At 71.6% G+C, this 17,865-nt stretch carries 17 protein-coding genes; 10 read left to right on the forward strand and 7 right to left on the reverse strand.

Annotated features, from left to right (window positions below):
* Window positions 1–82: 82 nt before the first annotated feature.
* The 3 genes from ACO1BR_RS23270 to ACO1BR_RS23280 form a co-directional block, all read right to left on the reverse strand.
* Complete coding sequence (locus ACO1BR_RS23270; protein WP_426797021.1) at window positions 83–931, reverse strand: EamA family transporter; 849 nt, start codon at window positions 929–931, stop codon at window positions 83–85.
* 181 nt (window positions 932–1,112) lie between these two features.
* Complete coding sequence (locus tag ACO1BR_RS23275; protein WP_426797022.1) at window positions 1,113–2,768, reverse strand: penicillin-binding transpeptidase domain-containing protein; 1,656 nt, start codon at window positions 2,766–2,768, stop codon at window positions 1,113–1,115.
* Between the two features lie 157 nt (window positions 2,769–2,925).
* Entirely contained in the window at window positions 2,926–4,668 is a 1,743-nt protein-coding gene (locus tag ACO1BR_RS23280; RefSeq protein ID WP_426797023.1) for a dolichyl-phosphate-mannose--protein mannosyltransferase, read from the reverse strand.
* Between the two features lie 89 nt (window positions 4,669–4,757).
* Between ACO1BR_RS23280 and rsmI the strand changes: the two genes are divergently transcribed.
* From rsmI to ACO1BR_RS23315, 7 genes are all read left to right on the forward strand, one after another.
* A complete protein-coding gene (rsmI, locus tag ACO1BR_RS23285) occupies window positions 4,758–5,666 on the forward strand; it encodes a 16S rRNA (cytidine(1402)-2'-O)-methyltransferase (RefSeq protein ID WP_426797024.1) in 909 nt (302 codons plus the stop codon).
* Between the two features lie 241 nt (window positions 5,667–5,907).
* Window positions 5,908–6,393, forward strand: coding sequence for a hypothetical protein (locus ACO1BR_RS23290; RefSeq protein WP_426797025.1), 486 nt, complete (start codon window positions 5,908–5,910; stop codon window positions 6,391–6,393).
* 33 nt (window positions 6,394–6,426) lie between these two features.
* Window positions 6,427–7,329 carry a TatD family hydrolase gene (locus ACO1BR_RS23295; protein ID WP_426797026.1) on the forward strand — a complete coding sequence of 301 codons (903 nt, stop codon included), beginning with the start codon at window positions 6,427–6,429 and terminating at the stop codon, window positions 7,327–7,329.
* A 111-nt stretch (window positions 7,330–7,440) separates the two neighbouring features.
* Window positions 7,441–8,604 carry a ubiquitin-like domain-containing protein gene (locus ACO1BR_RS23300; protein WP_426797027.1) on the forward strand — a complete coding sequence of 388 codons (1,164 nt, stop codon included), beginning with the start codon at window positions 7,441–7,443 and terminating at the stop codon, window positions 8,602–8,604.
* Window positions 8,601–9,509 (forward strand): 16S rRNA (adenine(1518)-N(6)/adenine(1519)-N(6))-dimethyltransferase RsmA, encoded by a 909-nt coding sequence (gene rsmA, locus ACO1BR_RS23305; protein ID WP_426797028.1) that lies wholly within the window; start codon window positions 8,601–8,603, stop codon window positions 9,507–9,509. Before ACO1BR_RS23300 ends, rsmA begins: the two co-directional genes overlap by 4 nt.
* The gene (locus ACO1BR_RS23310; RefSeq protein ID WP_426797029.1) at window positions 9,506–10,459 is read left to right on the forward strand and encodes a 4-(cytidine 5'-diphospho)-2-C-methyl-D-erythritol kinase; all 954 of its coding nucleotides are present in this window, start codon (window positions 9,506–9,508) and stop codon (window positions 10,457–10,459) included. The genes rsmA and ACO1BR_RS23310 overlap by 4 nt, the downstream gene beginning before the upstream one ends.
* A 148-nt stretch (window positions 10,460–10,607) precedes the next feature.
* Window positions 10,608–12,002, forward strand: coding sequence for a hypothetical protein (locus tag ACO1BR_RS23315; RefSeq protein WP_426797030.1), 1,395 nt, complete (start codon window positions 10,608–10,610; stop codon window positions 12,000–12,002).
* A 21-nt stretch (window positions 12,003–12,023) separates the two neighbouring features.
* On the opposite strand, the gene ACO1BR_RS23320 is transcribed toward ACO1BR_RS23315, so the two are convergent.
* Entirely contained in the window at window positions 12,024–12,599 is a 576-nt protein-coding gene (locus ACO1BR_RS23320) for a Uma2 family endonuclease (protein ID WP_426797031.1), read from the reverse strand.
* Window positions 12,596–13,510: a helix-turn-helix domain-containing protein gene (locus tag ACO1BR_RS23325; protein ID WP_426797032.1), complete on the reverse strand. Its 915-nt coding sequence runs from the start codon at window positions 13,508–13,510 to the stop codon at window positions 12,596–12,598. The genes ACO1BR_RS23320 and ACO1BR_RS23325 overlap by 4 nt, the downstream gene beginning before the upstream one ends.
* A 504-nt stretch (window positions 13,511–14,014) precedes the next feature.
* Between ACO1BR_RS23325 and ACO1BR_RS23330 the strand changes: the two genes are divergently transcribed.
* Window positions 14,015–14,116 carry a DUF397 domain-containing protein gene (locus ACO1BR_RS23330; RefSeq protein WP_426797120.1) on the forward strand — a complete coding sequence of 34 codons (102 nt, stop codon included), beginning with the start codon at window positions 14,015–14,017 and terminating at the stop codon, window positions 14,114–14,116.
* Here ACO1BR_RS23330 and ACO1BR_RS23335 read toward each other — a convergent pair.
* Window positions 14,113–14,712 carry a Uma2 family endonuclease gene (locus ACO1BR_RS23335; RefSeq protein ID WP_426797033.1) on the reverse strand — a complete coding sequence of 200 codons (600 nt, stop codon included), beginning with the start codon at window positions 14,710–14,712 and terminating at the stop codon, window positions 14,113–14,115. The genes ACO1BR_RS23330 and ACO1BR_RS23335 overlap by 4 nt on opposite strands.
* Window positions 14,713–14,900: 188 nt before the next feature.
* Here ACO1BR_RS23335 and ACO1BR_RS23340 point away from each other — a divergent pair, with 188 nt between their 5' ends.
* Window positions 14,901–16,703: an ABC-F family ATP-binding cassette domain-containing protein gene (locus tag ACO1BR_RS23340; protein ID WP_426797034.1), complete on the forward strand. Its 1,803-nt coding sequence runs from the start codon at window positions 14,901–14,903 to the stop codon at window positions 16,701–16,703.
* A gap of 193 nt (window positions 16,704–16,896) precedes the next feature.
* Entirely contained in the window at window positions 16,897–17,589 is a 693-nt protein-coding gene (locus tag ACO1BR_RS23345; RefSeq protein WP_426797035.1) for a response regulator transcription factor, read from the forward strand.
* Here the strand turns inward: ACO1BR_RS23345 and ACO1BR_RS23350 are convergent.
* Window positions 17,553–17,861 (reverse strand): hypothetical protein, encoded by a 309-nt coding sequence (locus ACO1BR_RS23350; protein WP_426797036.1) that lies wholly within the window; start codon window positions 17,859–17,861, stop codon window positions 17,553–17,555. The two genes, ACO1BR_RS23345 and ACO1BR_RS23350, sit on opposite strands and share 37 nt — an antisense overlap.
* Between the last annotated feature and the right edge of the window lie 4 nt (window positions 17,862–17,865).

Consider the following 17,865-nt stretch of genomic DNA (forward strand, 5'->3'; position numbering starts at 1 on the left):
GCCGAAGGCGGGAAACACCGCACCCCGTACGGCGGAAAACCCGACAACGTGGGAAGCCGGCAAAGCGCAGCGAACCGGCGGACTAGCCCGCAAGCATCAGCCCGATCCCCGCCACCATCAGCCCCGCCGCCGCGATGCGCGGCAGGCCGAAGCGCTCCTTGAAGAACAGCGTTCCGATCGCGGCGCCGACGATGATCGACGACTCGCGCAGTGCCGCGATGGGTGCCAGCGGTGCGCGGGTCTGGGCCCACAGCACCAGCCCGTACGCGAAGACCGAGAGCACCGACCCGAACAGTCCGCGCAGCACGAACGGCCTTAGTTGCGGGAGGAGTTGGCCGCGCCGGACGGCGAGTGCGTAGCCGGGGATGATCAGCCCCTGGAGGAGCATCAGCCAGCCGATGTAGCCGAGCGGGGTCCCGGAGGCGCGGACGCCCAGGCCGTCGACGGTGGTGTACGAGGCGATGGACAGCCCGGTGGCGAGCGCGGCGGCGATCGCCGGCCAGTGCGGCCGGGTCCCCGAGCCGCGGATGCCCCACAGGGCCAGCCCGACCAGTCCGACCGACGCCAGCGCGACGCCGGCCAGTGCCCAGCCGTCCGGGACCTCGTGCACGAAGACCGCGGCCAGGACCGTGACGACCAGCGGCGCGGTGCCCCGGGCGATCGGGTACATCTGGCCGAAATCACCCAGCCGGAAGGACTGCATCAGCAGGGCCTGGTAGACGATGTGCAGCGCCGCGGACGCGACGAGATACGGCCAGGCCCCGTCGGCCGGCAGCGGCGTGCAGGCGGCCAGCAGCGCGCCGCAGAGTGCTCCGCCGCCGCCGACCAGGGTGAAGGCCAGTAGCTGGTCGCGTATGCCGTGGGCGATGGCGTTCCAGCTGGCGTGGGTGACGGCGGCCAGCAGGACCGCGGCCACGACCAGCGGCGTCACGAGGTGTGCTCGCGCACGTCCACCACGCGGCCCTGCGCGTACGCGGTCGGGGATTCGGGGGCGAGAGGGAGGAGGGTGTGCGGGGAATCGCTCATGGCCCGCACGCTAGCGAAAGCTGTACGGGCCATGCGAACGAAATCCGGTGGATGGACACCCGGTCGTAACCGGGCGTCCACCGGGCTCAGTTGGCGGTGAGGATGGCGCGGACCAGCGGGCCCGCGTTGGTGCCGCCGTGGCCGCTGGCCGGGACGACGGCCGCGGCGGCCAGGTCGTCACGGTAGGCGGCGAACCAGGCGTTGGGCTTGTCCTGGTTGTCGACCTCGGCGGAACCGGTCTTGGCGCCGATGTCGCCGCTGATCCCCTGCATCGCCTCGGCGCCCGTACCGGACGTCGCGGTGAGCTTCATCAGCGCCTTCAGGTTGGACGCGGTGTCCGACTTCATCGCGCCGGCCGCCTTGGCGAACGTCCGGTTGTCCAGCGACTGGGCCACGATGAACGGCTGGTGGAAGGAGCCGGACTGGGCGGTGGCGGCGATCGAGGCCACGTTCAGCGGGTTCATCCGCACCCCGCCCTGGCCGATCAGCGAGGCCGCCATCTGCGCGTCGCTCTGGACCGGCACGGTGCCGTCGAAGGTGGGGATGCCGGTGTTCCAGTTCAGCCCGATGCCGAAGACGTCCCGGGCCTCCTTCGTCAGGTCGTCGTTGGCGAGTTCGTTGTAGTGCGAGATGAAGGCGTTGTTGCAGGACGCGGCGAAGCTGTCGGCGAAGGTGCCGTCCGGGATCTGGGACTTGTTGAGGTTCTGGAACTTCCAGCCGCCGACCGTGACGTACTGGGGGCACGGGTTCTTCTTGTCCGGCGCCGTCAGGCCCTTGTCCATCAGCAGCGCGGAGGTGACGATCTTCATCGTCGAGCCGGGCGCGTACGACCCCTGGGTGGCGACGTTGAAGCCGTCCGCCGGGGAGTTGGCGATCGCCAGGATCTCGCCGGTGCTGGGCTTGACGGCCGCCGCGGACGCCTGCTTCTTGCCCTTGACCGCGTTCTCGGCCGCCGTCTGGAGCTTGGCGTCCAGGGTGGTCTTGAGGGTGCCCGGGGTGCCCTTGGAGAGCACCTTCAGGGTCTTGTCGGGCTGCTGCTTGTTGCTGTCGGCGGCCTGGGCGCGGTGGACGTACAGCTCCACGCCGGGCTTGCCGTCGGTCTTGCTGCCGTACTTGGTGCGCAGGCTGTCCAGCACCCCGGCCAGCGTCGGGTGGTCCTGGGCGGTCAGCTCGGTGCCGTTGCGGTCCACGGCCTTGATCGGCGGCGCCTCGGCCTCGCCGGTGCGCAGTTCGTCGCCCTTGCCCAGGCCCGGGTAGAGCGTCGACGGCTGCCAGGCGACCTGCGGCTTCCCGGTCTTCTTGTCGCGCTGGAGGGTCATCGCGGAGCCGTAGGAGAACGGTGTCTTGACGGACTTGTAGTCGATCTGGGTGCCGACCGTGTAGGGCACCTTGTCGCCGGTCGGTGTGCCCGGCTTCAGCGTCACCTTCGTGAACTTCGCCTGTGCGGCGAAGTTCTGCAGCGCGCTCTTGGCGGAGTCCGGGTCGTCCGTCAGCGCCGCGGCCTTGGCCACGTCACCGGACTGCCAGGCGGTCAGGAACGCCTGTGCGGTCGTGTTCACTTCCTTGGCCGTCAGCGGGCCGGTCGGTACGTCGGTGCCGCCGTCGCCGGACTTGGCATCCGCCGACCTGACCGCCTGCGGCGACGACCCGTCCGAGCCGCCGAACAGCGTGAAGCCGCCCACGACACCCATCACCAGAGCCACCGATCCGCCGATCAGCCCGTACTTCACCTCGCGGCGCATGCCACCGATCCCCTCCCAGGAGCTTCAGTCCTTGAATACGCACACAAGAACGTCCATCGCACTCTAAGGGACACGGGCAAGTGGTGAGTCTCGAACAGGGCACGGTCCTGTGACGCGGCGTCGCGCGGCCGTTACGCGTCCGTCACACTCGCCCGTTTCACACCCAGCTGTCGAACCACATCCGGTTGTGCCAGGCGCTCTTGGGGATCGGCAGACCGGTATAGAGCGGATAGAAGTAGATGAAATTCCACACGATCAGCAGAACCAGGACACCCGCGCCGACTGCGCCGATCGTGCGGCGGCGTTCGGTTGCGCCGGGCGGCCCGATGATCGCGCCGATCATCATCGCCAGCGCCAGGCACAGGAACGGGACGAAGACCACCGCATAGAAGAGGAAGATTGTCCGCTCCTGGTAGAGGAACCACGGCAGATAGCCGGCCGCGACCCCGCAGGCGATCGCCCCGGCCCGCCAGTCCCGCCGGAACAGCCACCGCCACAGCACGTACAGCAGCGCGAAGCAGGCCGCCCACCACAGCAGCGGCGTGCCCAGCGCCAGCACCTCGCGGGCGCAGCCCTCGGCGGCGGTGCAGCCGTCGTGGCCGGTCTTCGGGTCCTCGTAGAAGTACGAGACCGGGCGGCCCAGTACCAGCCAGCTCCACGGGTTGGACATATAGGTGTGCGGGGTGGTCAGTCCGGTGTGGAAGGCGTAGACCTCGCTCTGGTAGTGCCACAGGCTGCGCAGCCAGTCCGGCAGCCAGGACCAGGAGCCGCCCCGGCCCTCGGGGGTGGTGGCCCAGTCGCGGTAGTAGCCGCCCTTGGTGACGATCCAGCCCGTCCAGGACGCGAGGTAGGTGGCGAGCGCGACGACGACGGTGGAGACGAAGGCGGGCAGCGCGTCGCGCCGCACGATCGCCCGGAACGGGTGCCGGGCCCCCGCCGTGCGCCGTGCCCCCATGTCCCACAGCACCGACATCAGCGCGAACGCGGCGAGGAAGTAGAGGCCGTTCCACTTCGTCGCGGCCGACAGGCCCAGGCACAGCCCGGCGGCGATCCGCCAGGGCCGCCACCCCAGCCGCAGCCGGTCGCCGACCGCGTCGTCCGGCCGCACCTGCCCGGCTCCGAGGCCGGCCGGCAGCGCCGCCGCCAGCCGGGCCCGGGTGCGGTCCCGGTCCACCAGCAGGCAGCCGAAGCCGGCCAGCACCCAGAACATCACGATCAGGTCCAGCAGCGCGGTGCGGCTCATCACGAAGTGCAGCCCGTCCACCGCCAACAGCGCGCCCGCCAGGCACCCCAGTGCCGTCGACCGCATCAGCCGCCGCCCGATCCGGCACACCAGCAGCACCGACAGGGTGCCGAGCAGCGCGGTCATGAACCGCCAGCCGAAGGGGTTCATCCCGAACGCCCACTCGCCCAGCGCGATCAGCCACTTGCCCATCGGCGGGTGGACGACGTACGAGTGCTCGGGAGAGAGCAGGATGTGCGGGGGGTGGGCCAGCAGCGCGTCGTTGGCGTCCTTGGCCCAGGTGCCCTCATAGCCGTACTGGAGCAGCGACCAGGCGTCCTTGGGGTAGTACGTCTCGTCGAATATGACCTTCCGCGGGCTGCCGAGGTTCCAGAACGTCAGCACGCCCGCGCACAGCGTCACCAGCAGCGGGCCGAGCCACCCCGACCAGCGCGCCAGCCGGGCCGCGAGGTCCGGGCCCGCGCCGAGCCAGGCCCACGGCCGCAGGTCCGGCTCCGGGAACGGGGCCACCAGCCGCGTCCGGGCATCGGCCTGCGGGCGGCCGGCGTACCCGAAGCGGCGCAGCCGCCGCTGCCACGCGGGGGGCCGGCCGGCCGGTTCCGGGGCGCTCAGGGCGGCTGTGTGCGTCGCGCTGGTGTCACTCGTCACCCGGCCCATCGTAGGGAAGCGGCCTGTGGAGCGGCGGGGAGCGCCGCCGGGCGGTGCCACCGCGTCGCCGCGCCGCCCGGCCCTGGGAGGATGGGCGGGTGACTGGAACGCTGGTACTTGCAGGGACGCCCATCGGTGAGATCGCGGACGCCCCGCCGCGGCTCGCCACCGAGCTGGCCGCCGCCGATGTGATCGCCGCCGAGGACACCCGGCGGCTGCGCCGGCTGACCCAGGCGCTGGACGTCCAGCCCGCGGGCCGGATCGTCTCGTACTTCGAGGGCAACGAGGCCGCCCGCACCCCCGAGCTGGCCGACGCGCTGGCCGGCGGCGCGCGGGTGCTGCTGGTCACCGACGCCGGGATGCCGTCCGTCTCCGACCCCGGCTACCGCCTCGTCGCCGCCGCCGTCGAGCGCGGCATCAAGGTCACCGCCGTCCCCGGGCCCAGCGCCGTGCTGACCGCGCTCGCGGTGTCCGGGCTGCCGGTGGACCGGTTCTGCTTCGAGGGCTTCCTGCCCCGCAAGGCGGGCGAGCGGCTGTCCCGGCTGCGCGAGGTCGCCGGCGAGCGCCGCACCCTGGTCTACTTCGAGGCGCCGCACCGCCTGGACGACACCCTCGCGGCGATGGCCGAGGTCTTCGGCGCGGACCGCCGGGCCGCCGTCTGCCGGGAGCTGACCAAGACGTACGAGGAGGTCAAGCGCGGGCCGCTGGGCGAGCTGGCGCTGTGGGCGGCCGAGGGCGTCCGCGGGGAGATCACCGTCGTCGTGGAGGGCGCGCCGGAGAGCGGGCCGCAGGAGCTGGACGCCGCGGAGCTGGTGCGCCGGGTGCGGATCCGCGAGGAGGCGGGGGAGCGGCGCAAGGAGGCCATCGCGGCGGTCGCGGCGGCGGCCGGCATCCCCAAGCGGGAGGTCTTCGATGCGGTGGTGGCGGCGAAGAACGCCGGGCAGGGCGGGGCCGGGAAAGCGGGGCAGGGCGGGGCCGGGAAAGCGGGGCCGGGCACGCCCGGCTGAGCGCCGACCTGCTCGGGAGAGCGTAAAACCGCAGCCCACAGGCATGATCCGACTCGACGGAAGGTAAACGGCTGGCCTCGAAGGTAAAGCGATCAGGCCCGCTGTGGTCCGTTTTTCCTACGACCTGCCAAATCTGGGCCAATAGGTAGCAGGTCGGCTGCGTTCCCGCCGTGAAAGGCGTCCACTGGGAACCGGGACGTTCGGTCCCGGAAGGCTTGTCCAGCGGGCAAGAGGAGCGCACATGAGCGACATCACGAAGACCACCGCAACGGGCACCACCGGTGCGTCCACCAGCGGATTTCCTCCCCACCCCCGGCCCGAGCCAGCGGCCCGCGAGGCGTACTCCTTCGCGTGCATGAGCTGCGGCCACGGCTGGGAGCAGGCGTACGAGATCGAGCATCAGGTGGACGGCAAGGGCCAGATGCACGTCGTCTACTTCGCGGACGGGCAACGCGTCCCGTCCCCGTTGACCCGGCCCTTGTGCCTGAACTGCGGCGGCCATGTCGTCCGCATCATGCGCTCCGGACAGGTATCGATGGTCTCCGAGGCGATGGCCAGCATGCACCAGCGCCCGCACGGCGCCGCCAAGGGCGCCAGGACCGCGAAGGGCGGCAAGGCCGACGAGGCCGCCCATCCCGCGGAGTCCGGCGCCGCCGCCGAGCCGCGCAAGCACCACCACTGGCACCTCTCCGACCTGCTGCACCCCTTCCAGCACCACCGCAAGTGAGGACCGGGCCGCGGTCCTCGTAGGATCGCGGCCATGGCCCCGCAGGACAAAGACACCCCGCCCCCGCCGCCCGAACCGCTGCGGGTACCGGTCGCGGACTCGCACACGCACCTGGACATGCTCCCCCAGCTAACGCTGGGAGGTGCCCCCATCCCCACCGTCGAGGCGGCGCTGGCCAAGGCCGCCGCGGTCGGGGTGACCACGCTCGTCCAGGTCGGCTGCGATCTGAACGGCTCGCGCTGGGCCGCGGACACCGCCGCCGCGCACCCGGACGTGCACGCCGCCGTCGCCCTGCACCCCAACGAGGCACCGCGGATCGTGCTCGGGGACCCCGATGGATGGTCGCGCCAGGGGGCGCGCGAGGCCGGCGGTGACGCCGCACTGGACGCCGCGCTCGCCGAGATCGACGCGCTGGCCGCCCGCCCCGAGGTACGCGGCGTCGGCGAGACCGGCCTGGACTACTTCCGCACCGGCCCCGAGGGCATCGCCGCGCAGCAGCGGTCCTTCCGCGCCCACATCGAGATCGCCAAGCGGCACGGCAAGGCCCTGGTCATCCACGACCGCGAGGCCCACGACGACGTGCTGCGCATCCTGCGCGAGGAGGGCGCCCCCGACCGGGTCGTCTTCCACTGCTTCTCCGGCGACGCCGCGATGGCCAAGACCTGCGCCGACGCCGGCTACTTCCTGTCCTTCGCGGGCAACATCACGTTCAAGAACGCCCAGCCGCTGCGCGACGCGCTCGCCGTCGCCCCGCCCGAGCTGCTGCTCGTCGAGACCGACGCACCCTTCCTCACCCCCGCGCCGTACCGCGGACGGGCCAACGCGCCGTATCTGATCCCGCTCACCGTCCGTGCGATGGCCGGCGTCAAGGCGATGCACGAGGACGCCCTGGCCTCGGCGATCGCCGCCAACTCCGCCCGCGCCTTCGGGTACTGAGCCCCGGAGCGGCCACGTTCCGTCACCGGGCGACTTGGGAGAGTAGCCACCGCTCCGCTACATTCCGCCGTTGACCGGTTACCGGACGACACCCGTGGCAGGTGGAGCGTCGTGAGTCCTTCGCAGAGCAGCCATCGCGCCGCGCGCGGCGGCAGCCGCCGGCGCCGGCGCACCGGCGAATCGCCCGATACGCTGCGCCGCCTGGTGCCCCGAGCCCTGGTCGTCGCCTTCCTCGCCGGCGGCACCACGGCCTTCGTCGCCCACGACAAAGTGATCAAGCTCAGCGTCGACGGCACCCCGCGCACCCTGCACACCTTCGCCGACGACGTCGACGAACTGCTCGCCGACCAGGACCTGGACGTCGGCGGCCACGACATCGTCGCGCCCGCCCCCGGCACCGGCCTGGGCAGCGGCGACAAGGTCGCCGTCCGGCACGGCCGCCCGCTCATGCTCACCCTCGACGGCCGGCGCCGCCAGGTGTGGACCACCGCCGACACGGTCGACGAGGCGCTGCGCCAGCTCGGCGTCCGCGCCGAGGGGGCCTACCTCTCCGCCGCCCGCTCCCAGCGCATCGGCCGGCACGGCCTGGAGCTGGCGGTGCGCACCGAACGCTCGGTGGTCTTCGTCGCCGACGGCCGCGAGTTCCGCGTCCGCACCAACGCGGCCACCGTCCGCGAGGCCCTGGCACAGGCCGGTCTGGCACTGCGCGACCACGACACCACCTCGGTGCCGCCGGACAGCTTCCCGCGCGAGGGCCAGACCGTCTCCGTGCTGCGGATCACCGGCACCAAGGAGGTCCGCGAGGAGCCCATCACCTTCCGTACGGTCAAGAAGCCGGACCCCGACCTGCCGCGCGGCACCGAGGTGGTCGTCCAGCAGGGCGTGCCCGGCGTACGGCGCGTCACCTACCGGCTCGACACCGTCAACGGCGTCAAGCTCAAGCCCAAGCCGGTGGACATGGACGTCGTGCGCGCCCCCCGCCCGCAGATCGTGCACATCGGCACCAAGGCGCTGCCCACCTCCGTCCGGGGCGCCGACCAGCTCTCCTGGCACGCGCTGGCCCAGTGCGAGGCGGGCGGCCGGCCGGACGCCGTCGACGCGTCCGGCACCTACGGCGGGCTCTACCAGTTCGACGTCTCCACCTGGCGCGGGCTCGGCGGCAACGGCCGCCCCCAGGACGCCCCCGCCGACGAGCAGACCTACCGGGCCAAGAAGCTCTACGTCACCCGGGGTGCGAGCCCGTGGCCGGTGTGCGGCCGTAAGCTGCACGGGTGAGCGACAGCAAGACCACCGACGAGCCCGGCCCGCTGCTGGGCCCCGCCGATGTCCGGGAACTGGCCGAGGCGCTGGGCGTACGCCCCACCAAGCAGCGCGGCCAGAACTTCGTCATCGACGCCAATACCGTCCGCCGGATCGTCCGGACCGCCGAAGTCCGGCCCGACGACGTCGTCGTCGAGGTCGGCCCCGGACTGGGCTCGCTGACCCTGGCCCTGCTGGAGGCCGCCGACCGGGTCACCGCCGTGGAGATCGACGACGTACTGGCGGCGGCCCTGCCGGCCACCGTCGCGGCCCGGATGCCGGAGCGCGCCGACCGCTTCGCCCTCGTCCACAGCGACGCGATGCGGGTCACCGAACTGCCCGGCCCGGCCCCCACCGCCCTGGTCGCCAACCTCCCGTACAACGTCGCCGTCCCCGTACTGCTGCACATGCTGGAGCAGTTCCCGACCATCGAACGCACCCTGGTCATGGTCCAGGCCGAGGTCGCCGACCGGCTCGCCGCCCGCCCCGGCAACAAGGTCTACGGCGTCCCGTCCGTCAAGGCCAACTGGTACGCCGAGGTCAAGCGCGCCGGCTCCATCGGCCGCAACGTCTTCTGGCCCGCCCCCAACGTCGACTCCGGCCTGGTCTCGCTGGTCCGCCGCGCCGAACCGATCAAGACAACGGCCTCCCGCCGGGAGGTCTTCGCCGTCGTCGACGCCGCGTTTGCCCAGCGCCGCAAGACGCTGCGGGCCGCGCTCGCCGGCTGGGCGGGCTCCGCCCCCGCGGCCGAGGCCGCCCTCGTGGCCGCCGGCATCTCCCCCCAGGCGCGCGGCGAATCCCTCACGGTCGAGGAGTTCATCGCCATCGCCGAGAACAAGCTTCCGGCCGCGGACGCCACCGACCAGGAGCCCACCCGATGACCGGCAACGCACCCGATAACGCTCCCGAGAGCGTCACCGTCCGCGTCCCCGCCAAGGTCAACGTCCAGCTGGCCGTCGGCGGACGCCGCCCCGACGGCTTCCACGACCTGGCCAACGTCTTCCTGGCCGTCGGCCTCCACGACGAGGTCACCGTCACCCCCGCCGACACCCTGACGCTCACCTGCACCGGCCCGGACGCCGACCAGGTCCCGCTGGACGAGTCCAACCTCGCGGCCCGCGCCGCCCGCGCGCTGGCGGCCCGCCACGGCCTGGACCCCGCCGTCCACCTCCACATCGCCAAGGACATCCCGGTCGCCGGCGGCATGGCCGGTGGCAGCGCGGACGCCGCCGCCGCCCTCCTGGCCTGCGACACCCTCTGGGGCACGGGGACGTCCCGTGGCGAACTCCTCGCCCTCTGCGCCGAGTTGGGCAGCGACGTACCCTTCAGCCTGGTCGGCGGCGCGGCCCTCGGCCGGGGTCGCGGCGAACTGCTGGAGCCGCTGCCCGTCGGCGGCACCTTCCACTGGGTCTTCGCCGTCGCCGACGGCGGCCTGTCCACCCCCGCCGTCTACAAGGAGTGCGACCGCCTCCGCGACGCCTCGGGCCGCGGCGCGACCACCGCCGACATCCCCGACCCGGAGCCGTCCCCGGCCCTCCTGGACGCCTTGCGCACCGGCGACGCCACCGCCCTGGCCGCGGCCCTGGAGAACGACCTCCAGGCGGCGGCGCTCTCGCTACGCCCGTCGCTGGCGGCCACCCTTGCGGCCGGTACGGAGGCCGGGGCGCTGGCGGCGCTGGTCTCGGGCTCGGGGCCGACCACGGCGTTCCTGGTCTCCGACGCGGAAGCTGCCGAACGGGTCGCGGCAGCGCTACGCGCCTCGGGCACCTGCCGCACGGCCCGCGCCACCGCCGGCCCGGCACCGGGCGCGACGGTCGTCACCAACGGCTAGCTCCGCAAAGGCCGTTCGGCGCCGCCAGACCATCCGGACCGTGTCCGTGCCGTTGCCGTACCGTGTCCGCCCCTCGGCAACCGTTCGACACGCCGTTCGAGTCTGATCTTGCATGACGGGTTTACGAGCGGGCTTCCGGCGACGACGCGTGACCACGGTCTGGGCGGCTGCCCTACTGGTGGTGCTCGGCGGGGTGGTGACCTCCAGCGGCGCGGAGAGGCCCGGGCGGGCCGACAAGCCTTCCCAGGGGGTGAAGTTGGCGTTCAGGGACACGCCGCGCACCTTCTACCTTCGGGTGTTCGACGAGTCGGATGAGCAGCTGCCCTGGGGCCAGCAACCCGAGCCGTACGACGTCTATCTGGAGGCGAGCAGGCGTTCCCCGGGCCGGGAGCCGGCGAAGGCCGAGAACATCAAGGTCACCGTCGATCTGTCCGACGCCAAGGCGGTACGGGCGTCGCTCGACCCCTGGGACAGGCGCGACGGATGCAAGTGGTCCGGCGCCCTCGTCACCTGTACTCCGAAGGACAGCGAATCGGGGAAGGTCAAGGACATCGCATCGGGTGCGTACGCCGACGTGGCTCGCCTCCACATGATTCCGAGGGAGCATGTGGCGAACGGGCCGGCCGGGTCCTTGAAGATCACCGTGACCAGCAGCAACGCCCCTACCATCCACCAGACCACCCAACTGGTCATCGGGGCACCGCGCTTGACGGCACGGGCCGAACGGGAATCGTCGCCCGGTCCGATAGAGCCCGGCTCCGAGCTGAAGGTGCGGCCCGCCTTCGGCAACGAGGGAGACGTCGGCGTCGAAGGCGACCTCAACGTCGTGGTGGACGTGAAGGGACAGGCGACGCTGCGCAGGCAGTACAGCAACTGCCGTTACGACAAGGCCGACGCACCGAAGAAGGCGCTGTGCACGATCCCCGGCCCACTGCCGGTCGGAGCCGCGTACGAGACCGACCGGCCGTTCACGGCCACGGTCGACAAGACCGGGAACCACGGCCGGATCAATTCCACGCTGTATCCCGCCCCCAACACGCCGACCCGCGATCTGCTGCCCGACTCGGCCCCGCGGGGAACCGGCGCGCCGATCGGGCTCCGCCCGACCGACGGCAGCGGTTTCACTTCGTTCGACAGGGACCTCGCCCACGCTGAACTGGGGTTCCTCACCACCCGGAGGTACGACCAGCAGGTCAACGGGTTCACCATCAAGGGCAAGGTGGGCGACGAGATCTCGATGGACGTGATGAACGAGGACGGCTACTTCGAGGGTGACACGCACCTGACCCTGCCCGAGGGCCTCACCTTGATCGGGCACCGAAAGAACGAGAGTGGCGACGACCCCTTCTGCGAGTACGACGACGAGAAGCACCGGACGGTGCTGTGCCCGGCACCTCTGAACGTCCACCCCAGCCTGCGGTTCCGCATCGACAAACGGGTCGAGGGCGCGCAGGGCACGATCTCCGTGGAACCCGATCCGGAGCACCCGGACCCGGACCTGACGAACAACATCGCCCCGATCACGATGGCGTACGTCGACTGAGGGGCCGGTGCGGGCGCGGCGTCACGGGTAGCGCGGCAGGCCGTCCGTCGAGATCGTCCAGTCGGCGATGGTGACGTCCTCGCCGTAGACGAAGTCCTTGCGGGTGGCGTAGCGGGGGCCCTCGGGCGTCGGGTGGATGTCGGAGAAGACCGCGCCGGAGCCCGTGCGGGGATCGAAGATCACGTAGTGGGGGATACCGAGGAGGGGGTAGTCCCGGGTCTTGCCGACCCAGTCGTTGTCTGGATTGGACCGGGAGACGACCTCGATGGCGGCGATGAGGGTACGGGGGTCGAAAGACCCCTGACCCTCTATGTCCGCCTCGGCGATCACCATCAGGTCGGGGCGCCGCATGATGCCGTGGGACTCGGCCTCCACGTCCGGAGCCCCGGTATGGGCTACGAGACCGTCCGGCATCACCTTCTCCAGGCGACGGCTGACCCGGGCCGTCGTCAACTCGTGTCGCCCTACGGGCGATAGCAGGTCGTGCACGATGCCTGCGCCGGTGATTTCCAACTTGCCGGGAACGGAGTCGTGGATCTGCTCGACAGCGTCGCGCATCGCTCGGTAACGGAGCCGGGCTCCTGCCGGGGTGTTCATGGCCTGGAAACCTCCACGGGATCGGATCGGCAGTCGCCGCACAGCCCCGGTCTCGGCGCGCGGAAGGCGCGCTCGCAGCCGTCGCAGGTCTGGAGGGGGTCCGGGCGTGCGGGGGCGGGGCCGGCGGCCGGGAGGGGCGGGGGCAGTGACGCCGTGAGGCGGTGGGCGAGGAAGGCCGCCGGGTGACGGAGGCCGGGCGGCAGGTCGGCGGCGAGGGTACGGCGTACGGCTTCGGGCGGCGCCTCACGTTCGAGCCAGGCGGCCACGGCCGGGGTGAGGCGCGCCACGTCCGCCTCGGAGAGCAGCAGGCTCGGATCATCGCGCCGCAGCTCGACGAGGATGCGGTGGGCCGTCCGCGTACCTGCCGGATCGGGACGGCGTGGGGCGGGCAGCGGCGCGCGCTCCGGCCTCGGCTTCGGTTCCCGTTTCGGCCTCGGGGCCCGTTGGGCGGGGCGGGTCGCGGGGCACGGGGTCGCGCCCGGCTGGTTGTACGAGACCGTACGCGTCACGACCCGCCCGCTCGGCAGCCGCTCCCGCGTCCGCTTCAGATACCCGGCCTGCTCCAACTCCCGCAGTGCGGAGGCGATACGGGCCTCGCTCTCCGGGAAGCGGGCGGTCAGGCACTTGATGCCGATGCGCGCCCCGGCGGGCAGTGACTGGATGTGGACGGCGAGCCCGATCGCGACGAGCGTCAGCCCGCGGTGCTGGGCGAGGTGGTTGCCGACCACCGTGTAGCGGTTGGTGTGACGGGAGTTGACGTGGATGACGCCGGACGAGGGAGTCGGCGCGGGAACGCGGGACACGGGGCGCGAGGGCGCGCTAGGGTTCTTGAGAGCCATCGGGAAGGTGATTTCTTCCTGGGTGGTCAGGCCCTCGTTCGGGATGCCAGTCCCGGCCGGGGGCCGAAGCATGTGTGCGGTGGTGCACGTGACGCGGCGAGCATATGCCGCTCAACCCGCCTCAATCCCAACCGAGTTGGCATATGTCACCCGTATGGGTGGTGGGGTGACGGGGAGGCCGGAGGGGTTGGGAGGGGTACTTTCCCCGGGGTTTTGCCTTTACGTCGTGCCGGACCGCGACCCGGCCCACCGGGTCGCGGAAACCTACGACCCGGTGAGCACCCTTCCGTGCGCATTGCGGCGAATCGCTCACGCGGCGGCAGCGCACGCGCGTAGCGTGCCGAGGAATCGCGTTGTACCGGGCAACCAGCAAGTAGCGGTGGTGAGTTATGCCCCCTCGCAAGGACGCCGATCCCTCGGCCAGCGTCCCGTGCTTCTACGGCGCCGAGGTGCGCTACCTCCGGGAGCAGGCCGGGCTCACGCTCGAACAGTTAGTGGAAGGCAGCTACCGAGGCATCCCGCTGCTCAAACGGCTCCGGAGGCAACTGCATCGAGGTCGCCGACGGCCTCCCCGGCATCGTCCCCGTCCGGGACAGCAAGGATCCGCAGGGGCCTGCGCTGGTCTTCCCCGCCGCCGGGTGGTCGTCGTTCGTCGCGGCCGTCAAGAGCGGTGCTTAAAGCTCGTCGATGGCGGTCAGGTCGATGTCGATGGGGTAGGGCACGCTGAGCTTGACGCGGTCGTGGTAAATGCCGGTCAGTGCATACGTGCCGGTGGCCTCGCCGAGCTCATGGACCTGGACGACCGGGTGGTCGTCCAGGCCCGCCATGTCGACCAGCCAGAAGTGAGTGATGCCCGCCGCGGCGTATTTGCGCGGCTTGGCGTCGCGATCGCGGGCTTCGGAGTCCGGTGAGACGACCTCGATGGCGAGCAGGACGTCGGCTGCCTTGAAGTGGGTCTGGCGTCGACCCGTGACGGCTTCGGCACGCACGACGGAGATGTCTGGCTCGGGACCGTTGCGCTTGTCGATGACGACGGTCATCTCCCGCTTGACCTTCACCTCGGGTGGTGCGGTACTCAGCAGCCCGTTGACCAACACATGCATCACATCGGTGTGGAAGATGCGCTGCGGACTCACGAAAACCAGGCTCCCGTCGATCAGCTCTGTGTGCGGCGGGAGATCAGGCAGTGTGAACAGGTCGTCCACGGTGTAGCCAGCCGGGGGCGGCACCGGCCAGCGGTGCTCGACGGACTCGGCGATCATGGTTCCTCCCATGGACGAGATCCTGCTGCCTGCCCTTCACGGTAGCGGCGATATCCCCATGACGTCATCACAAAGGGTGACCGCCCCTCGCGCGTGTCCCCTGTGAGCCGCCCCCGTCCTCCCCCGAAGGCACCCGCCCAACGCCGACTACTCTTGAAGCCGACCCGTCCCCGACCGGGGATGCACAGACCAGGAGTGAGATGGCCGTCAACCTCGTCAATCTGGAAGCCGTCGACAAGGTGTACGGGACCCGTGCGCTGCTCGACGGTGTCTCCCTCGGCGTCAATGAGGGCGACCGGATCGGCGTCGTCGGCCGTAACGGCGACGGCAAGACCACCCTGATCCGGATCCTCGCCAAGCTGGAGTCCGCCGACGTGGGCCGGGTCACGCACGCCGGCGGTCTGCGGCTCGGTGTGCTGACCCAGCACGATTCGCTGGACCCGGAAGCCACCATCCGGCACGAGGTGATCGGTGATCTCGCCGATCACGAGTGGGCGGGCAACGCCAAGATCCGGGACGTGCTGACCGGGCTGTTCGGGGATCTGCACCTGCCGGGGTTCGATCAGGGCCTGGACACCGTCATCGGCCCGCTGTCCGGTGGTGAGCGGCGGCGGATCGCGCTCGCCAAGCTGCTGATCGCCGAGCAGGACCTGATCGTGCTCGACGAGCCGACCAACCACCTCGACGTGGAAGGGATCTCCTGGCTGGCGCGACACCTGAGCGGCCGGCGCTCCGCGCTGGTGGTCGTCACCCACGACCGGTGGTTCCTGGACCAGGTCGCGACGCGGATGTGGGACGTGCAGCGCGGCACCGTCCACGAGTACGAGGGCGGCTACTCCGACTACGTCTTCGCGCGGGCCGAGCGGGAGCGGATCGCCGCCTCCGAGGAGGCCAAGCGGCAGAACCTGATGCGGAAGGAACTGGCCTGGCTGCGGCGCGGTGCCCCGGCGCGGACCAGTAAGCCGCGGTTCCGTATCGAGGCGGCCAACGAGCTGATCGCGGACGTGCCGCCGCCGCGGGACAGCGCCGAGTTGATGAAGTTCGCCAGCTCCAGGCTCGGCAAGACGGTCTTCGAGCTGGAGGGTGTGACCGTTCAGGCCGGGCCGAAGGTGCTGCTCAAGCACCTGACGTGGCAGCTGGGGCCGGGGGACCGGATCGGCCTGGTGGGTGTCAACGGTGCCGGTAAGACCTCGCTGCTGCGCACGCTCGCCGTGGCGGCCCGTACGGAGGGCGAGGCGCAGCCCGCGGCGGGCAGGGTCGTCGTCGGCAAGACCGTGAAGCTGGCGTACCTCTCGCAGGAGGTCGCCGAACTGGACCCGGCCCTACGGGTCTTGGAGGCCGTCCAGCAGGTGCGCGACCGGGTCGACCTCGGCAAGGGCCGGGAGATGACCGCGGGGCAGCTGTGCGAGAAGTTCGGGTTCACCAAGGAGAAGCAGTGGACGCCGGTCGGTGATCTGTCCGGTGGTGAGCGGCGGCGGCTCCAGATCCTGCGGCTGCTGATGGACGAGCCGAACGTGCTGTTCCTGGACGAGCCGACCAACGACCTGGACATCGAGACGCTGACGCAGCTGGAGGACCTGCTCGACGGCTGGCCCGGCTCGCTGATCGTGATCAGCCACGACCGGTACTTCGTGGAGCGGACGACGGACCGGGTGTTCGCGCTGCTGGGCGACGCGGCGCTGCGGATGCTGCCGCGCGGTCTGGACGAGTACCTGGAGCGGCGGCAGAAGGTGATCGAGGCGGCGGTGCCGGCGCCCGCCCAGCCGGCCGCCGCGGCCTCGAAGAAGCCGGCCGCCGTCAACCGCGCGGCGCAGAAGGAACTCCAGCGGATCGAGCGGCAACTGGACAAGATCGGGGACAAGGAATCCGCGGTCCACGCACAGCTCGCCGAGCACGCCACCGACTTCGAGAAGGTCGCCGGACTCGACGCCGAACTGCGTGAACTCGCAGGCCAGCGCGAGGAGTTGGAGATGCGCTGGCTGGAGCTGGCGGAGGACGCCTGAGGCCCTCCGGGCCGCCTTTCCCGGCCGCCGGGGCCGGTGCCCGCCCGTAGGAGGCGGGCGGTGGCCGACCCCGAGTGGCCGGGAATCCCGCGTTCCGGTGGTCATCCTCCTTCCGGGGGGCGCGCTTCGCCTGCCGACCGTGTAGCTTCCCGGGGACATATGGCCGGGCCGGGGAGTTGAGGGGGTTTGCCCGATGGGCGTACGGCTCATGGTGGTCGACGATCACCGGCTGCTCGCCGAGGCGCTCGCCTCGGCCCTCAAGCTGCGCGGGCACCGGGTGCTGGCGGCGGCGGCGCCCAGCGCCGGGGCCGCGGACCTGGTGGTGAGCCGGGCGCCCGAGGTGTGCCTGCTGGGCACCGCGACGCCCGCCGAGCCGGGGGCGTTCGACCCGGTCGTGCGGATCAAGAAGGAGCGCCCGCAGGTCGCGGTGGTGGTGCTCGGGCCGGTGCCCAGCCCGCGCGGGATCGCCGCCGCGTTCGCCGCCGGGGCCTCCGGCTACGTCCGCAACGACGAGCGGATCGAGGGCGTCGAACGGGCCATGATCAAGGCGCGGGCGGGCGAGGCGGCCATCGCGCCGCAGCTGCTCCAGCACGCCTTCGAGGAGCTGCTGCACCCCTCCGCCCAGCCCGACGACGAGGGCGCGCGGCTGCTCCAGCTGCTCACCCCGCGGGAGGTCGAGGTGCTGATGCGGGTCGCGGACGGCGAGGACACCCGGGTGATCGCCGCGGGGATGGACATCGCGCCCAGCACCGCGCGGACGCATGTCCAGCGGGTGCTGATGAAGCTGGAGGTGGGCTCCCGGCTGGAGGCGGCCGCGCTGGCCGCCCGCACCGGTCTGCTGGAGCGGGCTCAGTCCCCTTCGCCGCGCTCGCCCCGCTCGTCCTGAAGCTCCGCCGCCGGCGGTGGCGCTATCGGCCGCAGCTTCAGCCACACCAGGAAGAACACGCCGAGCGCGAGCATGCCCCCGCCGGTCCAGAGGTTGATGTTGATGCCCTGGGCCTTGTGGAGGTCCGCGTCGGAGGCCATGAGCCCGGCGATGGTGACGATCACGCCGTAGACGACGAACAGGCCGCCGATGATCCGGCGGATGTCGAAGAGCCGGGCGGCGGTGGCCGACCTGCGCTCCAACTCGGTCACTTCGTGCTGCAGTTCAGACATGACA

Origin of the sequence: Streptomyces sp. YGL11-2 (assembly GCF_050054615.1) — a bacterium.
Lineage (GTDB): Bacteria > Actinomycetota > Actinomycetes > Streptomycetales > Streptomycetaceae > Streptomyces.

Coding starts and splice junctions, on each gene's coding strand:
- ACO1BR_RS23345 (WP_426797035.1), top strand. CDS start 16,897: ATGGGCGTACGGCTCATGGTGGTCGACGATCACCGGCTGCTCGCCGAG.
- ACO1BR_RS23290 (WP_426797025.1), top strand. CDS start 5,908: ATGAGCGACATCACGAAGACCACCGCAACGGGCACCACCGGTGCGTCC.
- ACO1BR_RS23320 (WP_426797031.1), bottom strand. CDS start 12,599: ATGAACACCCCGGCAGGAGCCCGGCTCCGTTACCGAGCGATGCGCGAC.
- ACO1BR_RS23295 (WP_426797026.1), top strand. CDS start 6,427: ATGGCCCCGCAGGACAAAGACACCCCGCCCCCGCCGCCCGAACCGCTG.
- ACO1BR_RS23340 (WP_426797034.1), top strand. CDS start 14,901: ATGGCCGTCAACCTCGTCAATCTGGAAGCCGTCGACAAGGTGTACGGG.
- ACO1BR_RS23275 (WP_426797022.1), bottom strand. CDS start 2,768: ATGCGCCGCGAGGTGAAGTACGGGCTGATCGGCGGATCGGTGGCTCTG.
- ACO1BR_RS23280 (WP_426797023.1), bottom strand. CDS start 4,668: ATGGGCCGGGTGACGAGTGACACCAGCGCGACGCACACAGCCGCCCTG.
- ACO1BR_RS23325 (WP_426797032.1), bottom strand. CDS start 13,510: ATGCTTCGGCCCCCGGCCGGGACTGGCATCCCGAACGAGGGCCTGACC.
- ACO1BR_RS23350 (WP_426797036.1), bottom strand. CDS start 17,861: ATGTCTGAACTGCAGCACGAAGTGACCGAGTTGGAGCGCAGGTCGGCC.
- ACO1BR_RS23335 (WP_426797033.1), bottom strand. CDS start 14,712: ATGGGAGGAACCATGATCGCCGAGTCCGTCGAGCACCGCTGGCCGGTG.
- ACO1BR_RS23310 (WP_426797029.1), top strand. CDS start 9,506: ATGACCGGCAACGCACCCGATAACGCTCCCGAGAGCGTCACCGTCCGC.